The following is a 16,348-nucleotide window of genomic DNA, read 5'->3' as shown; positions in this document are numbered from 1 at the left end:
AACAGGAAAAAGTATAGAGCCATCTTTTTTTGAAGTTTTAGGTAAATTAAGCGAATCTGCGTGCGCTAACACTGTTTACTAGCACTAGATTATGATAAAATTGAGTTTGAAATTGATAGGAGGATCACGATGTCGGATCTTAAATACAAACGGATTATATTAAAATTAAGCGGTGAAGCTCTTGCTGGAGACCAAGGCTTTGGCATTCATCCACCAGTTATTAAAGAAGTTGCTCAAGAAGTTAAAGATGTTTATAATCTCGGCTTACAAATTGCAATTGTTGTTGGCGGAGGAAACATGTGGCGTGGTGAATCTGGCGCACAAATGGGCATGGAACGGGCTCAAGCTGATTACATTGGCATGTTAGCAACCATCATGAACGCTTTGGCTCTGCAAGATAATTTAGAATCTCTCGGGGTTCCTACAAGAGTGCAAACGTCAATTGAAATGCGGTCCATTGCGGAACCTTATATTCGTCGAAAGGCAATTCGACATCTCGAAAAAAATCGGGTTGTGATCTTCGCTGGAGGAACGGGAAGTCCTTATTTCTCAACAGATACAACCGCTGCATTGCGAGCTGCAGAAATTAGCGCAGATGCAATCTTAATGGCGAAAAATGGCGTTGATGGGATTTACTCTGCGGATCCTAAGGTCAATCCATCTGCAAAGAAATATGATACGTTGACTCAAATGGATATCATCAATAAAGGCCTGAAAGTAATGGACTCTACTGCTAGCACACTTTCCATGGATAATGATATTCCGTTAGTTGTGTTCAATTTAAACAAACCCGGAAACATCAAAAAAGTTGTTGAGGGCGAAAATATCGGTACAACCGTAAGGGGAAAATAATATGGCAAATGAAATTCTTGATGAAGCAAAAAGTAAAATGAAAAAGGCTGAAGAGGCACTGACACGTGAGTTTGGTACTATTCGAGCAGGACGTGCGAATGCCAGTTTGTTAAGCCGAGTAACAGTTAGCTATTACGGAACTGAAACACCAATTAACCAGGTTGCGTCAATTACCATTCCAGAACCAAGAGTTATTATGGTGACACCATTTGATAAGACTGCGTTACAGGATATTGAAAAGGGAATCCAAGAATCTGATCTTGGTATTACACCTGCAAATGATGGTGATACTATTCGGCTTGTCATTCCTCAATTGACTGAAGAACGTCGTAAAGAATTAGCTAAGCAAGTGAAGGCAACGACTGAACAAGGTAAAGTCGCTTTGAGAAACGTCCGTCGTGAAGCAATGGATAAGTTGAAGAAGTCACATAAGAAAAACGATATCACTGATGATGAATTGCATAGTCTCGAAGATCAGGTTCAAAAAATAACTGATTCTTCAGCAAAAGATATGGAAAAAATTGCAGCTGATAAAGAAAAAGAAATCATGAACGGCTAGATACCTAGTCAGAGGGAGCAGAGAATGTCTGAAAATAATGGTCATGATGAAACGAATGAAGAAATTACACCAGGCTCTCCGGAATTTGAAAAGATGGTTTTCAAACTTAGCCAGGGTGTGAATGCTGAGAATCTTTCAGTTTTGAATTACAACGGTAATGAACTCCATGAAATTCAGGAAGGCGTTTATACTCAACCGGTCTACATCACGGATGACTTTAATTTATTCTTTTTAGTGATAAAGCTAATCGGTGAGGATTGGATTGTTGCCTTTGCTCACGCTACAATCGAAAATAACAACGAAATTACTGATTTTTCAGAGGCACTTCCTACTGGTGTTGGATTGAATATGCTAGGTGAAAAGAGTCCAGAGGATGCAAATAACGTTCTCCAGTACTTCAACACTTTAGTAGAAGCAAATCGCGGTGAATGGCGTCTAATTCAGTAGAATAAAATTAGGTAGATGGGATTGGACATATTCCAATCCCGTTTTTAATTGGAGGGGTGACACGTGTCTTCTACAGATAAAAAGGTAGATAATCAGAATATTGAAGTTGATTTGGATCATATTCCTAACCATATTGCAATTATCATGGATGGCAACGGACGATGGGCGCAAAAGCGACATCTTCCAAGGGTGGCAGGTCATAAGCAAGGTATGAATACGGTAAAAACAATCACAAAAGCTGCTAGTGACCTTGGCGTAAAGGTCTTAACCCTCTATGCGTTTTCAACTGAAAATTGGAAACGTCCCAAGGCCGAAGTTAATTATATTATGAAATTACCAGTCAGCTTTTTTAATACGTTTGTGCCAGATTTAATTAAAAATAATGTGAGAGTTAACGTTATGGGATATATTGAAGAATTACCTGAGGGAACTCAAAAAGCCGTAAATCAGGCAATCGAAGACACGAAAGACTGCACTGGTATGGTTCTTAACTTTGCCCTTAATTATGGGAGTCAAGCTGAGATAACTACTGCGGTTAAGTCGATCGCGAACCAGGTGAAAATGGGGAACCTTGAGCCAGAGGAAGTTACGCCAGACACCATTAGCGAAAACTTAATGACGCATTCATTGGCGCCATTTGAAAACCCGGACGTCCTTGTCCGAACTTCAGGTGAAGAACGATTATCAAACTTTTTACTTTGGCAAGTTGCCTATAGTGAGTTGGTCTTCGTTCAAACTCATTGGCCAGACTTTACAGCAGACACACTCAAAGAGGTTATTCATACTTTCCAGGGACGCCAGCGACGGTTTGGCGGACTAAAGGAAACTAATTAAGGGGGTCATTTTTTGAAGCAACGGGTTATTACAGCAGTTATCGCATTAATCATTTTTATTCCAATTATAGTTGCTGGAAATATTTGGATTGATATAGCTGCACTTGTACTGGGGTTAGTTGCTCTTTCAGAACTACTAATCATGCGTAAAAAATTATTGGTTTCTGCGGAGGCCTTGATTTCAGGAATCGCAATCCTGTTTTTAATTTCTCCTGATAAATGGACGGATAAGTTTCCGGCTCAATTATCGGTTATCTATATTGTTTACTTAATGGTTGCTCTATTATTGCTTAGAACAGTCATCTCAAAGAATCGATTTACCTTTGACGACGCAGCGGTTCTAACGCTTGGCCTATTTTATATTGGAACTGGGTTTCATTACTTTATTGCGGCCAGAGAGGTTGGCCTTTCCACCTTATTCTATGCATTATTAATTGTTTGGATTACCGATAGCGGTGCCTACATGATTGGGAAAAAGTTTGGTTCCCATAAATTAGCACCCCATATTAGTCCAAATAAAACATGGGAAGGGTCAGTTGGTGGAACGGTGGTTGCTGTTATAGTGGCTGCCATCTACTGTGCTATTTTTCCCCAGGGAACCTATAGCTTAATTACAATGATTTTCATTAGCATTGGATTATCAATAGTAGGCCAATTCGGTGATCTTATTGAATCAGCGCTTAAGCGTTTCTATGGCGTTAAAGATTCTGGAAAAATTTTACCAGGGCATGGTGGAATCTTAGATAGATTTGATAGTTTACTATTAGTTCTACCGCTGATGCACCTATTTGCGTTAATCTAGTAAACAGTTAATTTGCGTGTCGGAATGAGCTCATGTATCCTGTAGAAAATACATTTAGAATTGGAAGGTTAAATACTAGTGATAACAACCATCATAACTTTTATTATTGTTTTTGGTATTTTGGTCATTGTGCACGAATTTGGCCATTTTTACTTTGCAAAAAGGTCGGGTATTCTGGTTCGAGAATTCTCTGTTGGAATGGGACCAAAGCTGTTTAATCACCGAGCAAATGGAACGACTTACACGATTCGTTTATTACCACTGGGTGGATACGTTCGAATGGCTGGAAGCGAAGAGGACGAGGGCGATGAGTTAAAGCCTGGGACTCCCGTTAGCCTTTACGTTGGAAAATCAGGCAAGGTTGAACGTATTAATGCTAGTAAGAAATCTACATTGTTTAATGGGATTCCACTGGAAGTATCTGCAACTGATCTTGAGGAAGCGCTTTGGATTGAAGGATTTGAAAACGGCAACGAGGATGAACTGAAGCGATACAACGTTGATCATGATGCAACAATTATTGAATCCGATGGTACTGAAGTCCAAATTGCACCTAAGGATGTTCAATTCCAATCAGCGACGCTTGGTCATCGATTAATGACTAACTTTGCAGGACCAATGAATAATTTTATTTTGGCAATCATTGTTTTTACAATGTTTTCGTTTGCTCTGGGGGGAGTTCCCTCCAATGGAAACCAGGTAAAGGTTAATGATGCAACACCAATTGCCAGAGATGCAGGAATAAAATCTGGTGATAAGATTGTTGCAGTTAACGGTAAAAGCACAAAAACCTGGAGTAAACTGGCTGCTGAAATTCAAAAACAAGGTGGCAAGAAAACTGATTTGACGATTTCTCGCGATGGCAAACGCCAAGCAATTCAGCTAACGCCAAAGAAGGAAACTGAATCAGGGAATACGGTCGGCGTAATTGGAATTACTAGATATATGAAGACGGATATAGGGAGTATTCTTATTTCTGGATTCACACAAACTTGGAGCATGGCGGTGGCCTTATTTGGGGCACTTTGGAACATGGTCTCAGGGCACTTTAGTTTAAATGATCTTGGTGGGCCGGTGGCTATATTTGCCACGACCTCGCAAGCAACTCAAGGTGGCCTATCTGGTGTTCTATATTTCTTGGCATTTCTATCATTAAACCTTGGAATTGTAAATTTATTACCAATACCTGCCTTAGATGGTGGTAAAATATTATTGAACTTTATTGAAGGTATTCGAAGAAAACCACTTTCACAAAATGTCGAAACGGCAATTACCCTGGTAGGGGTTGCGTTTTTACTTTTATTAATGGTGTTAGTAACTTGGAATGATATAGAGCGGTATTTTATAAAATAAAGATTTTTGAAGTTACAGAGGGGAATATTAAATATGAAACAGTCAAAAATGCTTATTCCAACCTTGAAAGAGGTTCCGAGTGATGCTGAAGCAATTAGTCATAAAATGATGCTACGAGGGGGATATATCCGTCAGGTAACTGCCGGAATGTATGCATACCTTCCATTAGCATTTAGAGTTTTATCTAACATTGAAGCAATCATTCGCGAGGAAATGGAAAAGATTGATGCAGTCGAAATGTTAGCACCTGCAGTACTTCCTGCTTCACTTTGGAAGGATTCTGGGCGTTATGATACTTATGGCGATACACTATTTAAGTTTAAGAATCGTCATGATACAGATTTCATTCTTGGACCCACTCATGAGGAAACTTTCACGACCTTAATTCGGGACTCTATTAAGTCATACAAACGGTTACCGCTTGTTTTGTTCCAAATTCAGCCAAAGTATCGTGATGAAGATCGTCCACGATATGGGTTACTTCGCGGACGTGAATTTATCATGAAGGATGCTTATTCTTTTACGACGAACTATGAAGATCTTGATTCTATTTTTAATCAGATGGAAAAAGCTTACATCAATATTTTTGACAGAATTGGTCTAAATTACAGGACAATTATTGGTGATGCCGGTGCAATGGGCGGTAAGGACTCAAAAGAATTCTCTGCGATTGCACCAGTGGGTGAAGATACAATTGTGTATTCTGATGCCTCCGACTATGCTGCTAATTTAGAGATGGCAACAAGCCTATACGTCCCAAGTAAGTCTCACGCTTCAATAAAAGATATGGAAAAAGTTGAAACTCCTGGAGTTAAAACGATTGATGAAGCGGCTAAGTTTTTAGAGTTAGAGACCAGTCAATTAATCAAAACGCTCCTGTTTATCGCTGATGGGAAACCAGTAATGGTTTTAGTTCGCGGTGATCATGAGGTTAATGAAGTTAAAGTCAAAAACTTCTTGTCTGCTGATGTCTTAGAAATGGCAACTGACGGGCAAGCTCAGGAGTACGTAAACGCCTCATTTGGTTCACTTGGACCAGTCGGCGTTTCCGAAGATGTCAAAATTGTTGCTGATTTATATGTAAAAGACTTGGTCAACGTAGGTGTTGGCGCAAATGAAAATGGGTTCCATTATATAAATGTAAATCCACAACGAGATTTTAGGGTTGATGATTATGCAGACCTTCGTGAAGTTCAAGAGGGCGATGTTTCGCCTGATGGTTCTGGAGTTTTGAAATTTACCCGTGGTATTGAAATTGGTCATATTTTCAAGCTGGGTACTCGCTATTCAGATGCTTTAAAGGCCGATGTTCTTGATGAAAATGGTCGAAATGTGCCAGTTATCATGGGCTCATATGGAATTGGTGTCAGCCGTCTGCTTTCAGCAATTGCTGAACAAAATGCAGATGAAAATGGTCTGGTCTGGCCTAGAGACGTTGCACCATTTGATTTACACATCATTCCAGTTAATGCCAAAAATGAAGAACAGATGACAGTTGCAAACGATATTAACGACCAATTATCTGTGGCTCATTACCGAACATTGATTGATGATCGTAAGGAACGTGCAGGCGTTAAGTTTGCTGATTCCGACCTAATTGGGATCCCAATTAGAATTACAGTAGGTAAAAAAGCTGCTGAAGGAATCGTTGAAATAAAAATTCGTAAAACAGGTGAAACGTTAGAAGTTAAAACTGCTGAACTTGCGGATACAATAGGTATTTTGCTTAAGGCTGACTAATAGACAGGAACCTGGGAATCGTTCCCAGGTTCCTTCTGTATACAGAAGATTATTTAATAAGGGGGAAGCAAGTTGGCACTTGATCATCATGAATTATTTATAAAACTCCTTGAACAACTTGATTTAAAGGATGAAATTAACAAAGATTATTTTAAAAACGCCGAGATTGAAAAACTGGAAGTTCACGAGCAATCGAAAGTCTGGCATTTTTATTTTAAGTTCGACCAAATTTTACCTTTTACAGCTTTTTTGACTTTACAAAATCAACTTCACATACAGTTTCAGCCAATTGCTAAAGTTGAGTACTCGATTACTGCGGCCAGTTCAGAACTTTCTAATCAATTATTAGGTGATTATTGGGAATGGATTGTGAATAACAGTGGTATTTCTTCATCAATGACGCAGGAACTTTGTAATCACCAGGTGCCTTCTCTTCAAGATTCTCGTGTTATTCTCTTAGCTGAAAATGAAATCGTGAAAAATTTCTTGACTGGACAAGCGCTTGGACCTATCGAATCGAAGTATGTTGAAGTTGGATTCCCGAAATTTTCAATTCATACGATGGTTGATGAAACTGCTTCTCAAGCTAAAATTCAGGAATTTAAACAACAAAAAGAAAAAAAGGATTCTGAGCTAGCTAAAAAAGCTGCTATTGCGATTGAACAAGCTAACCAAAAACGGAGTAAATCTAATGGGGCTAGTTCACACACAGGATTGGGCCAGATTGGTCGCAAGATAAAAGATTCTGAAGAAATTACCCAGTTAATTGATATTCAAGATGAAGAACGATCAGTTGTCATTCAGGGGTACATTTTTGCGAAAGAAGTCAGAGTCCTGAGATCTGGTCGCCAACTTTTAACATTGAAGATTACTGATTATTCTTCCTCTATCGTTGCTAAGAAGTTTTCTAGAGATGAATCAGATGAAGCCTTGTTTGCAGACTTTGATGAGGGAGACTGGGTTAAAGCTCGGGGTAGCGTTCAGGAAGATAACTTCATGCGTGAACTTACCTTAAATGCGTTTGATATTAATCAAATTAAGCATGAGGATCGTCAGGACACTGCGCCAGAAAACGAAAAACGAGTTGAGTTGCATTTGCACACAACAATGAGTCAAATGGACGCAACGAATAACATTACCGACTATGTGAATCAAGCAAAAGCTTGGGGACAATCTGCCATTGCAATTACGGATCATGCTGGCGTTCAAGGATTTCCTGAGGCATTTCGGGCCGCATCTGCAAATGATATTAAGATGATTTATGGCGTTGAAGCTAATTTAGTAGATGATGGGGTTCCAATTGGTTACAACGATGCGCATATTCCGTTAAAGGATGCGACTTATGTTGTATTTGACGTTGAAACAACTGGGCTATCTGCTATTTATGACAAGGTGATTGAACTTTCAGCCGTCAAAATGAAGAATAAAAATGTGGTTGATCAATTTGAAGAGTTTATTGACCCTGGCTTTCATTTATCCGATTTGACGACTAATTTGACGAGCATTACGGACGACATGGTTAGAGGATCAAAATCTGAAGCCGATGTCTTTAAACTTTTCCAGGAGTTCTGCGGGGATGCCATCATTGTTGGTCATAATGTTACCTTTGATGTTGGATTTATGAATACGGGCTATCGTCGTCATGACTTACCAGAAATCCAAAATCCAATCATTGATACATTGACGCTTGCTCGTTTCTTATACCCAGACTTAAAGAGCTACCGACTAAATACCCTGGCCAAACGATTTAAAGTTTCGCTGGAGCATCATCACCGAGCAATCTATGATGCTGAGTCAACAGGACACTTAAACTTCTTATTCCTGACGGACGCCGAGGATCGTTATGGAATTCAGTACCATGATCAACTAAACGATCATATGAGTGAAAACGATGCCTACAAGCATGCACGGCCATCACACGCCATTATTCTGGCAAAAACGCAGGCTGGGCTTAAGAATTTATTTAAATTAATTTCATTATCAAATGTTTCGTATTATTATCGCGTTCCCAGAATTCCGCGAAGTCAATTGACTCGCCTGCGAGACGGTCTCATTATAGGGTCTGCTTGTGATTCTGGCGAAGTATTTACAGCAATGATGCAGAAGGGTTGGGATGAGGCGTTAAGGGTTGCCAAGTACTATGATTATCTTGAAGTGCAGCCACATGCAGCTTACCAACCTCTAATTGATAGTGGCCTAATTCAAAACAAAAAGCATTTGGAAGAAATTATAAGCAACATCGTAAAATTGGGTAAAGAACTAGATGTGCCGGTCGTTGCAACTGGCGACGTTCACTATTTGAACCCCGAGGATGCTATCTATCGAAAAATTCTGATTCATTCTCAAGGTGGCGCTAATCCGCTAAATCGTCAGGAGTTACCGGACGTGCACTTTAGAACGACCGATGAAATGCTTGAAGATTTTGCCTTTTTAGGTGAGGATACTGCAAAGCAAATCGTCGTGACGAATACAAATAAAATTGCCGATTTCATTGACGACGTTCATCCTTTGAAGGACAAGTTATATACGCCAAAAATGGAAGGCGCTGAAGATGAGATTGAACAGCGGACGATGCGGACTGCTCATGCATTTTATGGAGAAGAATTGCCGCAAATTGTCCAAGATCGACTCGATAAGGAATTAAAGAGTATTATCGGAAATGGTTTCTCGGTGATCTATTTAATTGCCCAACGACTTGTTGCAAAGAGTAATAAGGATGGTTACTTAGTAGGTTCTCGTGGGTCAGTTGGTTCTAGTTTAGTTGCCACGTTAACGGGAATTACTGAGGTTAATCCATTGCCACCCCATTATCGCTGTCCAAACTGTCAATACTCCCATTTCTACACAAATGGAGAATATAGTTCAGGTTATGATTTACCAAGAAAGAAGTGCCCGGATTGTGGAACGTACATGATCGGGGATGGCCATGACATTCCATTTGAAACCTTTTTGGGATTCACTGGGAATAAGGTCCCCGATATTGATTTGAACTTCTCTGGTGACTACCAGCCGATTGCCCATAATTACACGAAAGTATTATTCGGTGAAAAAAATGTGTATCGAGCTGGGACGATTGGAACGGTTGCCGACAAAACAGCTTATGGATACGTCAAAGCGTATGAAAGAGATACAGAGCAGACGTTTAGAAACGCTGAAATTGACCGTTTGGCAAAGGGTGCGACAGGTGTTAAAAGGACGACCGGACAACATCCAGCTGGAATTATTGTTGTCCCAGATTATATGGATATCTATGATTTCACACCAATTCAGTATCCAGCAGACGATCAAAATGCGGCATGGCAAACGACTCACTTTGATTTCCATTCTATTCATGATAATATTCTGAAAATTGATATTCTGGGTCATGATGATCCAAGAATGATCAGAATGCTCCAAGATTTGTCCGGAATTGATCCAAAATCGATTCCGATGGATGATCCTGGCGTTATGGCACTATTTTCAGGTACTGACTCAATTGGCGTAACACCAGAGCAAATCAATTCCAAGACTGGAACGTTAGGAGTTCCAGAGTTTGGAACGCGGTTTGTTCGAGGAATGTTAGAAGCAACGCATCCAAAAAATTATTCAGAATTGCTACAAATTTCTGGATTATCTCATGGGACGGATGTGTGGTTGGGTAACGCGGAAGAGCTTATTAAAAATGGAACGGCAACAATCGCTAACGTTATTGGTTGTCGGGATAACATCATGACCGACTTGATTCATTGGGGAATGGAGTCCGAAATTGCGTTTCAAATTATGGAGTACGTTCGTAAAGGCCGTGGTATTCCAGATGAATGGCAAGCGAAGATGAAGGAAGCTGATGTGCCAGACTGGTACATTGATTCTTGTTTAAAGATTAAGTACATGTTCCCAAGGGCTCATGCGGCGGCGTATATTTTAATGGCGCTAAGAGTTGCCTACTTTAAGGTCTACTTTCCGATTATCTACTACGCGGCTTACTTTTCTGTTAGAGCAGAGGATTTTGATGTTGTTGCAATGTCACGTGGTAAGGAATCAGTTAAAGCGAAGATGAAAGAAATCACAGACCAAGGAATGGACGCATCAACCAAAGATAAAAATTTGCTAACAGTGCTGGAATTAGCTAATGAAATGCTGGAGCGCGGTTTCGATTTTAAGATGATTGATATTAACCGTTCTGACGCTTCTGAATGGATAATCGATGGAAGCACACTTATTGCACCATTTGATTCTGCTCCAGGTCTTGGCTCAAACGTGGCAAAGCAAATTGTTGCAGCCCGCGAGGATAGGCCGTTTATTTCCAAGGAAGATTTAGCTAAGCGAGGCAAGGTTTCGAAAACCTTGATTGAGTTCATGACTAATAATGGGGTACTTACTGATTTGCCAGACGAAAATCAGCTGAATTTATTCGATATGTAAGGACTTAGAATTGAACATTGTCATTGGTTGTGGTAATATAATGGTATTAAATAAAATTCGGAGGGAGTGAGCAGGAATGCTCGCTCTTTTTATTGCAAAAAATAGTAAGTGGAGGCATGAGTGTGAGTAGTGTCGTTGAAACAGTTACACAGATTGTAAGTCCAATTGTGGACGCGCATCAGTTTGAACTTGTTAACGTTGAATTCGTTAAGGAAGGTGATGGCTGGTATTTAAGAGTTTATATTGATAAGCCTGGTGGAATTACGATTGAGGAATGCGCTATGGTGAGTGATGAATTAAGTGAAAAGCTTGATGCCATGGATCCAGATCCAATTCCACAAGCTTATTTTCTGGAGATTTCTTCGCCAGGAGCTGAGCGACCTTTATTAAAGGAAAAAGATTACCAAAATTCGATTAATAAGTATGTCCACGTTTCGCTCTATCAACAAATTAAGGGTGAAAAAGTATTTGAAGGCTACTTGCTTTCAGTATCGGATGCAGAATTAACGCTGAAAATTAATCAAAAAGGGCGTATCAGTAATTTGGTCATTCCCAGAGAAAAGATAGCAAAAGCGCGATTAGCTATTAAATTTTAAAAGAGGAGAAAGATATCAATGAGTAAAGAATTATTAGGTGCATTAACTTCTCTTGAACAAGAAAAGGGCATCAAAAAGGAAGTTGTTATTGACGCACTCGAAGCAGCGTTGGCATCAGCTTATAAACGAAATTACAACCAAGCACAAAACGTTGCAGTAGAATTTGACCAGAAGAAGGGCGATATTCACGTATTTGCCGTTAAAAAGGTTGCTGAAGAGGTAGTTGATCCCCGACTCGAAGTAAGTCTAGAAGAAGCAACGGGTATTAACCGTGGCTACGAGCTTGGAGATGACATCAAGTTTGAAGTAACGCCCAAAAACTTTGGCCGAATTGCCGCTCAAACGGCAAAACAAGTCATTATGCAACGGGTTCGTGAAGCTGAACGATCAATTATTTTTGATCAATACAGCCAATACGAAAACGAAGTCATTACTGGTGAAGTGGAGCGTCAGGACCATCGCTTTGTCTATGTTAATTTAGGTAATGTCGAAGCCGTCATGAGTAGCCAAGATCAGATGCCAAACGAAACCTACCGCATGCATGATCGAATCAAGGTATTTGTTACGGAAGTTGATAATGCTGCCAAAGGACCTCAAGTATTTGTTAGCCGGACCGCTCCAGGACTTCTAAAACGATTGTTTGAAGAAGAAGTACCTGAAATTTATGATGGAACAGTTGAAATTGTTTCTATTGCGCGTGAAGCGGGTGATAGAGCAAAGGTTGCAGTTCGGTCAAATAGTTCAGATATTGATGCTGTTGGTACCAGTGTGGGACCCAAAGGCCAACGAGTTCAAACAATTGTTAATGAACTTGGTGGCGAAAATATGGACATTGTCGAGTGGACTGACGATCAAGCCAAATTCATTGCCAATGCGCTGAATCCTGCTGAGGTAGTCGATGTCATATTTGATGAGAATAATGAGCGGGCTTGCACCGTTATCGTGCCAGACTATCAACTTTCTTTAGCAATTGGTAAACGCGGACAAAATGCACGTTTAGCAGCTAAATTGACTGGATTTAAGATTGACATTAAATCAGAGACTGAAGCAGAAGGCCTATTTTCTGATAGACAGACTAGTGAAGCTAGCGAAGAGCCTACACCAGAAGATAATGAAAGTGCTGAAGACGATACAGCAGCATCTGATGACCAAGAATAAGTTAGTTAGTATTAAGGAGGCCTGAATATGAAACAAAGAAAAGTGCCTTTACGAAAAGACATTGTAACTGGTGAAATGGCACCCAAACGTGAATTAGTCCGAGTTGTTAGGGATAAAGAGGGACAGGTTTCTCTTGACCCTACCGGTAAAAAATCTGGTCGCGGTGCCTATGTTTCTTTGAACGTCGAAGTTGCAAAACAAGCTAAGCAGAAGCGAACCTTTGACAAGGTGTTTGAAGTTAGTATTCGTGATAGTTTTTATGATGAATTAATTGAGTATGTTGATCATCAACAGGCTAGAAAAGAATTGTTTAGCGATGAAAAATAATGATTCGTTTTTAAATTTTCTTGGAATTGCTAAGCGAGCTGGTAAACTAGTTCTTGGAGAGGACCTAGTTTTAAAGGCAATTAAGAAAAACGCCGTTCAGTTAGTTATCCTGGGTTCGGATACAGGTGCGGCATCTGCAAAAAAAATAAACGATAAATCAAATTTTTACCGAATTCCAATTATTGACGACTATGATAAAAGTCAATTAACGATGGCTATTGGAGTTGAACGGACGGTTGTTGCCGTCAATGATCAGAATTTTACAAAAAGGTTATTAGAACTATCGAAATAAAAGAGGAGAGTGAAGTTATGGGAAAAAAGCGAATTTACGAATTAGCAAAAGAACTTAATATTTCCAGTAAAAAATTGCTCGATATGGCAAATGAAAAAGGATTTTCAGCTAAGAATCATATGTCAACACTAGGTGAAAATGAAGAACGTCAAATTCGAGACAGTTTGAAATCAAATACTAAAGCGACTGCACAAAATAATACGAAGGCAACGACGACTAAGCCTGCTACTTCATCGTCAAGTGCAACTCCAGCACATAAAACGACATCAACGACTAGCAGACCAGCGCAACAAAGTCACGCTACCAATCGACCAAGCACTTCGACTGATAATAGTCATCGTTCAACGAATGCTAATCAGAATCACACAACCCATTCAAGTAGCAATGGGAGTCGCCCAAACACAACTAACCAACATTCTAACCAACATTCTTCAAGCCAGAATCGACCTGTTAATCACAGTTCGAATAATCAACACCAGGGTCAACGCCCAAGCTCAAATAATCAAAACCGAAATTCAACAAATAGTAACTCGAATAATAACCACAGTACCTCAAATACCCGTAATTCAAGTAACAATACGCGTAGTTCAAATGCCAACAGAAATAGTGGATCAGGACGTTTTGGCGGCAGCTTGAATAGTGGTAGCAACAGTAGCAATAATAATAGCGGAAATCGTCGAAATAATCGTAACAATAAGAATAATCGACGTCGAAATAATAATTTCGTAAATAAGTACAGTAAAAAGAATCAACGAATTAAGGATGTTAACAAGCCTAAGATTGCGCCAGAGCGTAAGGATAAGGCGCTTCCTGAAGTGTTAAATTATCAGGTGGGCATGAACGCTCAAGAATTAGGTAAGTTCTTGCATCGTGAACCAGCAGAAATTGTAAAGAAGTTATTCATGTTGGGCGTCATGGTTAACCAAAACCAATCTCTTGATAAAGATACAATTGAGATTTTGGCAGCAGATTACGGAATTAATGCAGAAGAAAAGGTTGAAGTAGATGTATCAGATATTGATAAGTTCTTCGAAGAAGAATCAAACAATACTGAAAATCTTGAAAACCGACCTCCAGTTGTAACAATCATGGGTCACGTTGATCATGGTAAAACAACGCTTCTTGATCACTTGCGTCACTCTCACATTACAGAAGGCGAAGCTGGTGGGATTACCCAAGCTATCGGTGCTTATCAACTTAAGCATAATGGTAAAACAATTACCTTCCTTGATACACCAGGGCATGCTGCCTTTACTGAAATGAGAGCTCGAGGAGCAGACATCACTGATATTACTGTTCTAGTTGTTGCCGCTGATGATGGGGTAATGCCTCAAACTATCGAAGCAATTAACCATGCTAAAGCAGCTAAGACACCAATTATCGTGGCTGTTAACAAGATTGATAAGCCAGGTGCAAATCCTAACCATGTTATCGAGCAATTAACCGAGTATGGCTTAATTCCAGAAGACTGGGGTGGCGATACGATCTTTGTTCAAATCTCAGCCAAATTTGGGACGAACATTGACGACTTGTTAGACATGATTTTGTTGCAAGCTGAAGTGATGGAATTGAAAGCAAATCCTGAACAACATGCTGCTGGCTCAGTCATTGAAGCAGAACTTGATCAAGGACGTGGTTCAGTTGCCACCCTCTTGGTTCAACAAGGAACAATGCATGTGGGTGATCCAATTGTTGTTGGGAGCACATTCGGTCGAGTTAGAACCATGACAAATGAGCATCACAAGGCAATTAAGAAGGCCACTCCATCAACACCAGTTGTGATTACTGGTTTAAATGATGTTCCTGATGCTGGTGATCGATTCGTCGTCTTTGATGATGAGAAGACCGCTCGTTCAGCTGGTGAGGAACGTGCTAAACAATCCTTAATGAAGGAACGAAGCGCCACAAACCGAGTTACCCTTGATAACCTCTTTGATACAATGAAAGAGGGGGAAATGAAGGAAGTTGACGTTATTATTAAGGCGGACGTTCAAGGTTCAGTAGAAGCACTTGCTGGAAGTTTGAACAAGATTGAAGTCGAAGGCGTTCGGGTTAACATCATTCATACTGCTGTTGGAGCCATCAACGAAAGTGACGTAACTTTGGCAGAAGCAAGTAATGCAATCATTATTGGTTTCAACGTTCGACCAACCCCTCAAGCAAAATTGCAAGCTGATCAAGATCAGGTTGATATTCGATTACATCGAGTTATTTACAACGCAATTGATGAAATTGAGCATGCAATGAAGGGTAAATTGGAACCAACTTATGTAGAAGAGGTCATTGGTGAGATTGAAGTTCGTGAAATCTTTAAGGCTTCTAAGATTGGGACGATTGCTGGTGGAATGGTAACAGATGGTCGCGTTTCAAGTGACAGTGATGTTCGTTTGATCCGAGATGGTGTTGTTGTCTATGAAGGAAACCTTGGAAGTCTCAAACGATTCAAGGATGATGTCAAGGAAGTTAAACAGGGACATGAACTTGGGTTAACAATCGAAAACTTTAACGACATCAAGGTTGGAGACGTTGTTGAAGCTTATGTTATGAAAGAAGTTCCAATCGAATAGTGATTGAAGGTGAATAAAAATGGCACATTACCGATTAGGTCGACTAACTCAAGAAATTCAAAAAGAAGTTACTGATATCTTACTCAAACGGGTTCGTGATCCGCGGGTAGAAGGTGTGACAATTACTGGGGTAGACGTTACTGGAGATTTACAACAGGCAACCATTTACTACAGTATTCTTTCTGACAAGGCATCTTCTGCTGAAAAAACGGCGGAAGGCTTAGATAAAGCAACGGGCTTAATTCGAAGTGAATTAAGTTCCCGGTTGAACATTTTTAAATCACCGGAGCTTAAGTTTGAACGTGATGAATCTGTTCAGTACGGAAGTCATATCGATGAATTGCTCAATAAGCTTCATCGTGATGATCCTAAATTATAATTTTGAAGCATCCTCAAAAGGCTCTTTGTCAAATCCTGTTGA

At 40.0% G+C, this 16,348-nt stretch carries 14 protein-coding genes; all 14 read left to right on the top strand.

Features of this window, described 5'->3' with window-relative positions; all coding sequences use genetic code 11:
- The first annotated feature begins 129 nt into the window (after positions 1-129).
- The 14 genes from pyrH to rbfA all read left to right on the top strand — a co-directional run bounded on the left by pyrH (position 130) and on the right by rbfA (position 16,306).
- Positions 130-852 (top strand): UMP kinase, encoded by a 723-nt coding sequence (pyrH, locus tag FD44_RS07645; protein WP_010619709.1) that lies wholly within the window; start codon positions 130-132, stop codon positions 850-852.
- Between the two features lies 1 nt (position 853).
- Complete coding sequence (gene frr / locus FD44_RS07640; RefSeq protein ID WP_010619710.1) at positions 854-1,411, top strand: ribosome recycling factor; 558 nt, start codon at positions 854-856, stop codon at positions 1,409-1,411.
- A 24-nt stretch (positions 1,412-1,435) separates the two neighbouring features.
- Positions 1,436-1,858, top strand: a complete 423-nt coding sequence (locus tag FD44_RS07635; protein ID WP_010619711.1) for a hypothetical protein — start codon at positions 1,436-1,438, stop codon at positions 1,856-1,858.
- 63 nt (positions 1,859-1,921) lie between these two features.
- Positions 1,922-2,692, top strand: coding sequence for an isoprenyl transferase (locus tag FD44_RS07630; RefSeq protein WP_010619712.1), 771 nt, complete (start codon positions 1,922-1,924; stop codon positions 2,690-2,692).
- 12 nt (positions 2,693-2,704) lie between these two features.
- Positions 2,705-3,493 (top strand): phosphatidate cytidylyltransferase, encoded by a 789-nt coding sequence (locus FD44_RS07625; RefSeq protein WP_010619713.1) that lies wholly within the window; start codon positions 2,705-2,707, stop codon positions 3,491-3,493.
- Between the two features lie 78 nt (positions 3,494-3,571).
- A complete protein-coding gene (gene rseP / locus FD44_RS07620) occupies positions 3,572-4,846 on the top strand; it encodes an RIP metalloprotease RseP (RefSeq protein WP_010619714.1) in 1,275 nt (424 codons plus the stop codon).
- A 33-nt stretch (positions 4,847-4,879) separates the two neighbouring features.
- Positions 4,880-6,586: a proline--tRNA ligase gene (locus FD44_RS07615; RefSeq protein ID WP_010619715.1), complete on the top strand. Its 1,707-nt coding sequence runs from the start codon at positions 4,880-4,882 to the stop codon at positions 6,584-6,586.
- 72 nt (positions 6,587-6,658) lie between these two features.
- A complete protein-coding gene (locus FD44_RS07610; protein ID WP_010619716.1) occupies positions 6,659-10,987 on the top strand; it encodes a PolC-type DNA polymerase III in 4,329 nt (1,442 codons plus the stop codon).
- Between the two features lie 122 nt (positions 10,988-11,109).
- A complete protein-coding gene (gene rimP / locus FD44_RS07605; protein WP_029327532.1) occupies positions 11,110-11,583 on the top strand; it encodes a ribosome maturation factor RimP in 474 nt (157 codons plus the stop codon).
- A gap of 18 nt (positions 11,584-11,601) precedes the next feature.
- A complete protein-coding gene (gene nusA / locus FD44_RS07600; RefSeq protein ID WP_010619718.1) occupies positions 11,602-12,741 on the top strand; it encodes a transcription termination factor NusA in 1,140 nt (379 codons plus the stop codon).
- A gap of 27 nt (positions 12,742-12,768) precedes the next feature.
- Positions 12,769-13,068: an RNase P modulator RnpM gene (gene rnpM, locus FD44_RS07595; protein ID WP_010619719.1), complete on the top strand. Its 300-nt coding sequence runs from the start codon at positions 12,769-12,771 to the stop codon at positions 13,066-13,068.
- Positions 13,058-13,360 carry a L7Ae/L30e/S12e/Gadd45 family ribosomal protein gene (locus FD44_RS07590; protein ID WP_010619720.1) on the top strand — a complete coding sequence of 101 codons (303 nt, stop codon included), beginning with the start codon at positions 13,058-13,060 and terminating at the stop codon, positions 13,358-13,360. Before rnpM ends, FD44_RS07590 begins: the two co-directional genes overlap by 11 nt.
- Before the next feature lie 17 nt (positions 13,361-13,377).
- Positions 13,378-15,927 (top strand): translation initiation factor IF-2, encoded by a 2,550-nt coding sequence (infB, locus tag FD44_RS07585; RefSeq protein ID WP_010619721.1) that lies wholly within the window; start codon positions 13,378-13,380, stop codon positions 15,925-15,927.
- A gap of 19 nt (positions 15,928-15,946) precedes the next feature.
- The gene (rbfA, locus tag FD44_RS07580) at positions 15,947-16,306 is read left to right on the top strand and encodes a 30S ribosome-binding factor RbfA (protein ID WP_010619722.1); all 360 of its coding nucleotides are present in this window, start codon (positions 15,947-15,949) and stop codon (positions 16,304-16,306) included.
- Positions 16,307-16,348: the final 42 nt, after the last annotated feature.

It is taken from the genome of Secundilactobacillus malefermentans DSM 5705 = KCTC 3548, from assembly GCF_001436395.1.
GTDB lineage: Bacteria > Bacillota > Bacilli > Lactobacillales > Lactobacillaceae > Secundilactobacillus > Secundilactobacillus malefermentans.
This window is presented reverse-complemented; position numbering and strand designations above follow the sequence as displayed.

Bases quoted from the DNA above. Each gene is read 5' to 3' on its own strand.
- pyrH (WP_010619709.1), top strand. From the start codon at position 130: ATGTCGGATCTTAAATACAAACGGATTATATTAAAATTAAGCGGTGAA.
- frr (WP_010619710.1), top strand. From the start codon at position 854: ATGGCAAATGAAATTCTTGATGAAGCAAAAAGTAAAATGAAAAAGGCT.
- FD44_RS07635 (WP_010619711.1), top strand. From the start codon at position 1,436: ATGTCTGAAAATAATGGTCATGATGAAACGAATGAAGAAATTACACCA.
- FD44_RS07615 (WP_010619715.1), top strand. From the start codon at position 4,880: ATGAAACAGTCAAAAATGCTTATTCCAACCTTGAAAGAGGTTCCGAGT.
- nusA (WP_010619718.1), top strand. From the start codon at position 11,602: ATGAGTAAAGAATTATTAGGTGCATTAACTTCTCTTGAACAAGAAAAG.
- rnpM (WP_010619719.1), top strand. From the start codon at position 12,769: ATGAAACAAAGAAAAGTGCCTTTACGAAAAGACATTGTAACTGGTGAA.
- FD44_RS07590 (WP_010619720.1), top strand. From the start codon at position 13,058: ATGAAAAATAATGATTCGTTTTTAAATTTTCTTGGAATTGCTAAGCGA.
- infB (WP_010619721.1), top strand. From the start codon at position 13,378: ATGGGAAAAAAGCGAATTTACGAATTAGCAAAAGAACTTAATATTTCC.
- rbfA (WP_010619722.1), top strand. From the start codon at position 15,947: ATGGCACATTACCGATTAGGTCGACTAACTCAAGAAATTCAAAAAGAA.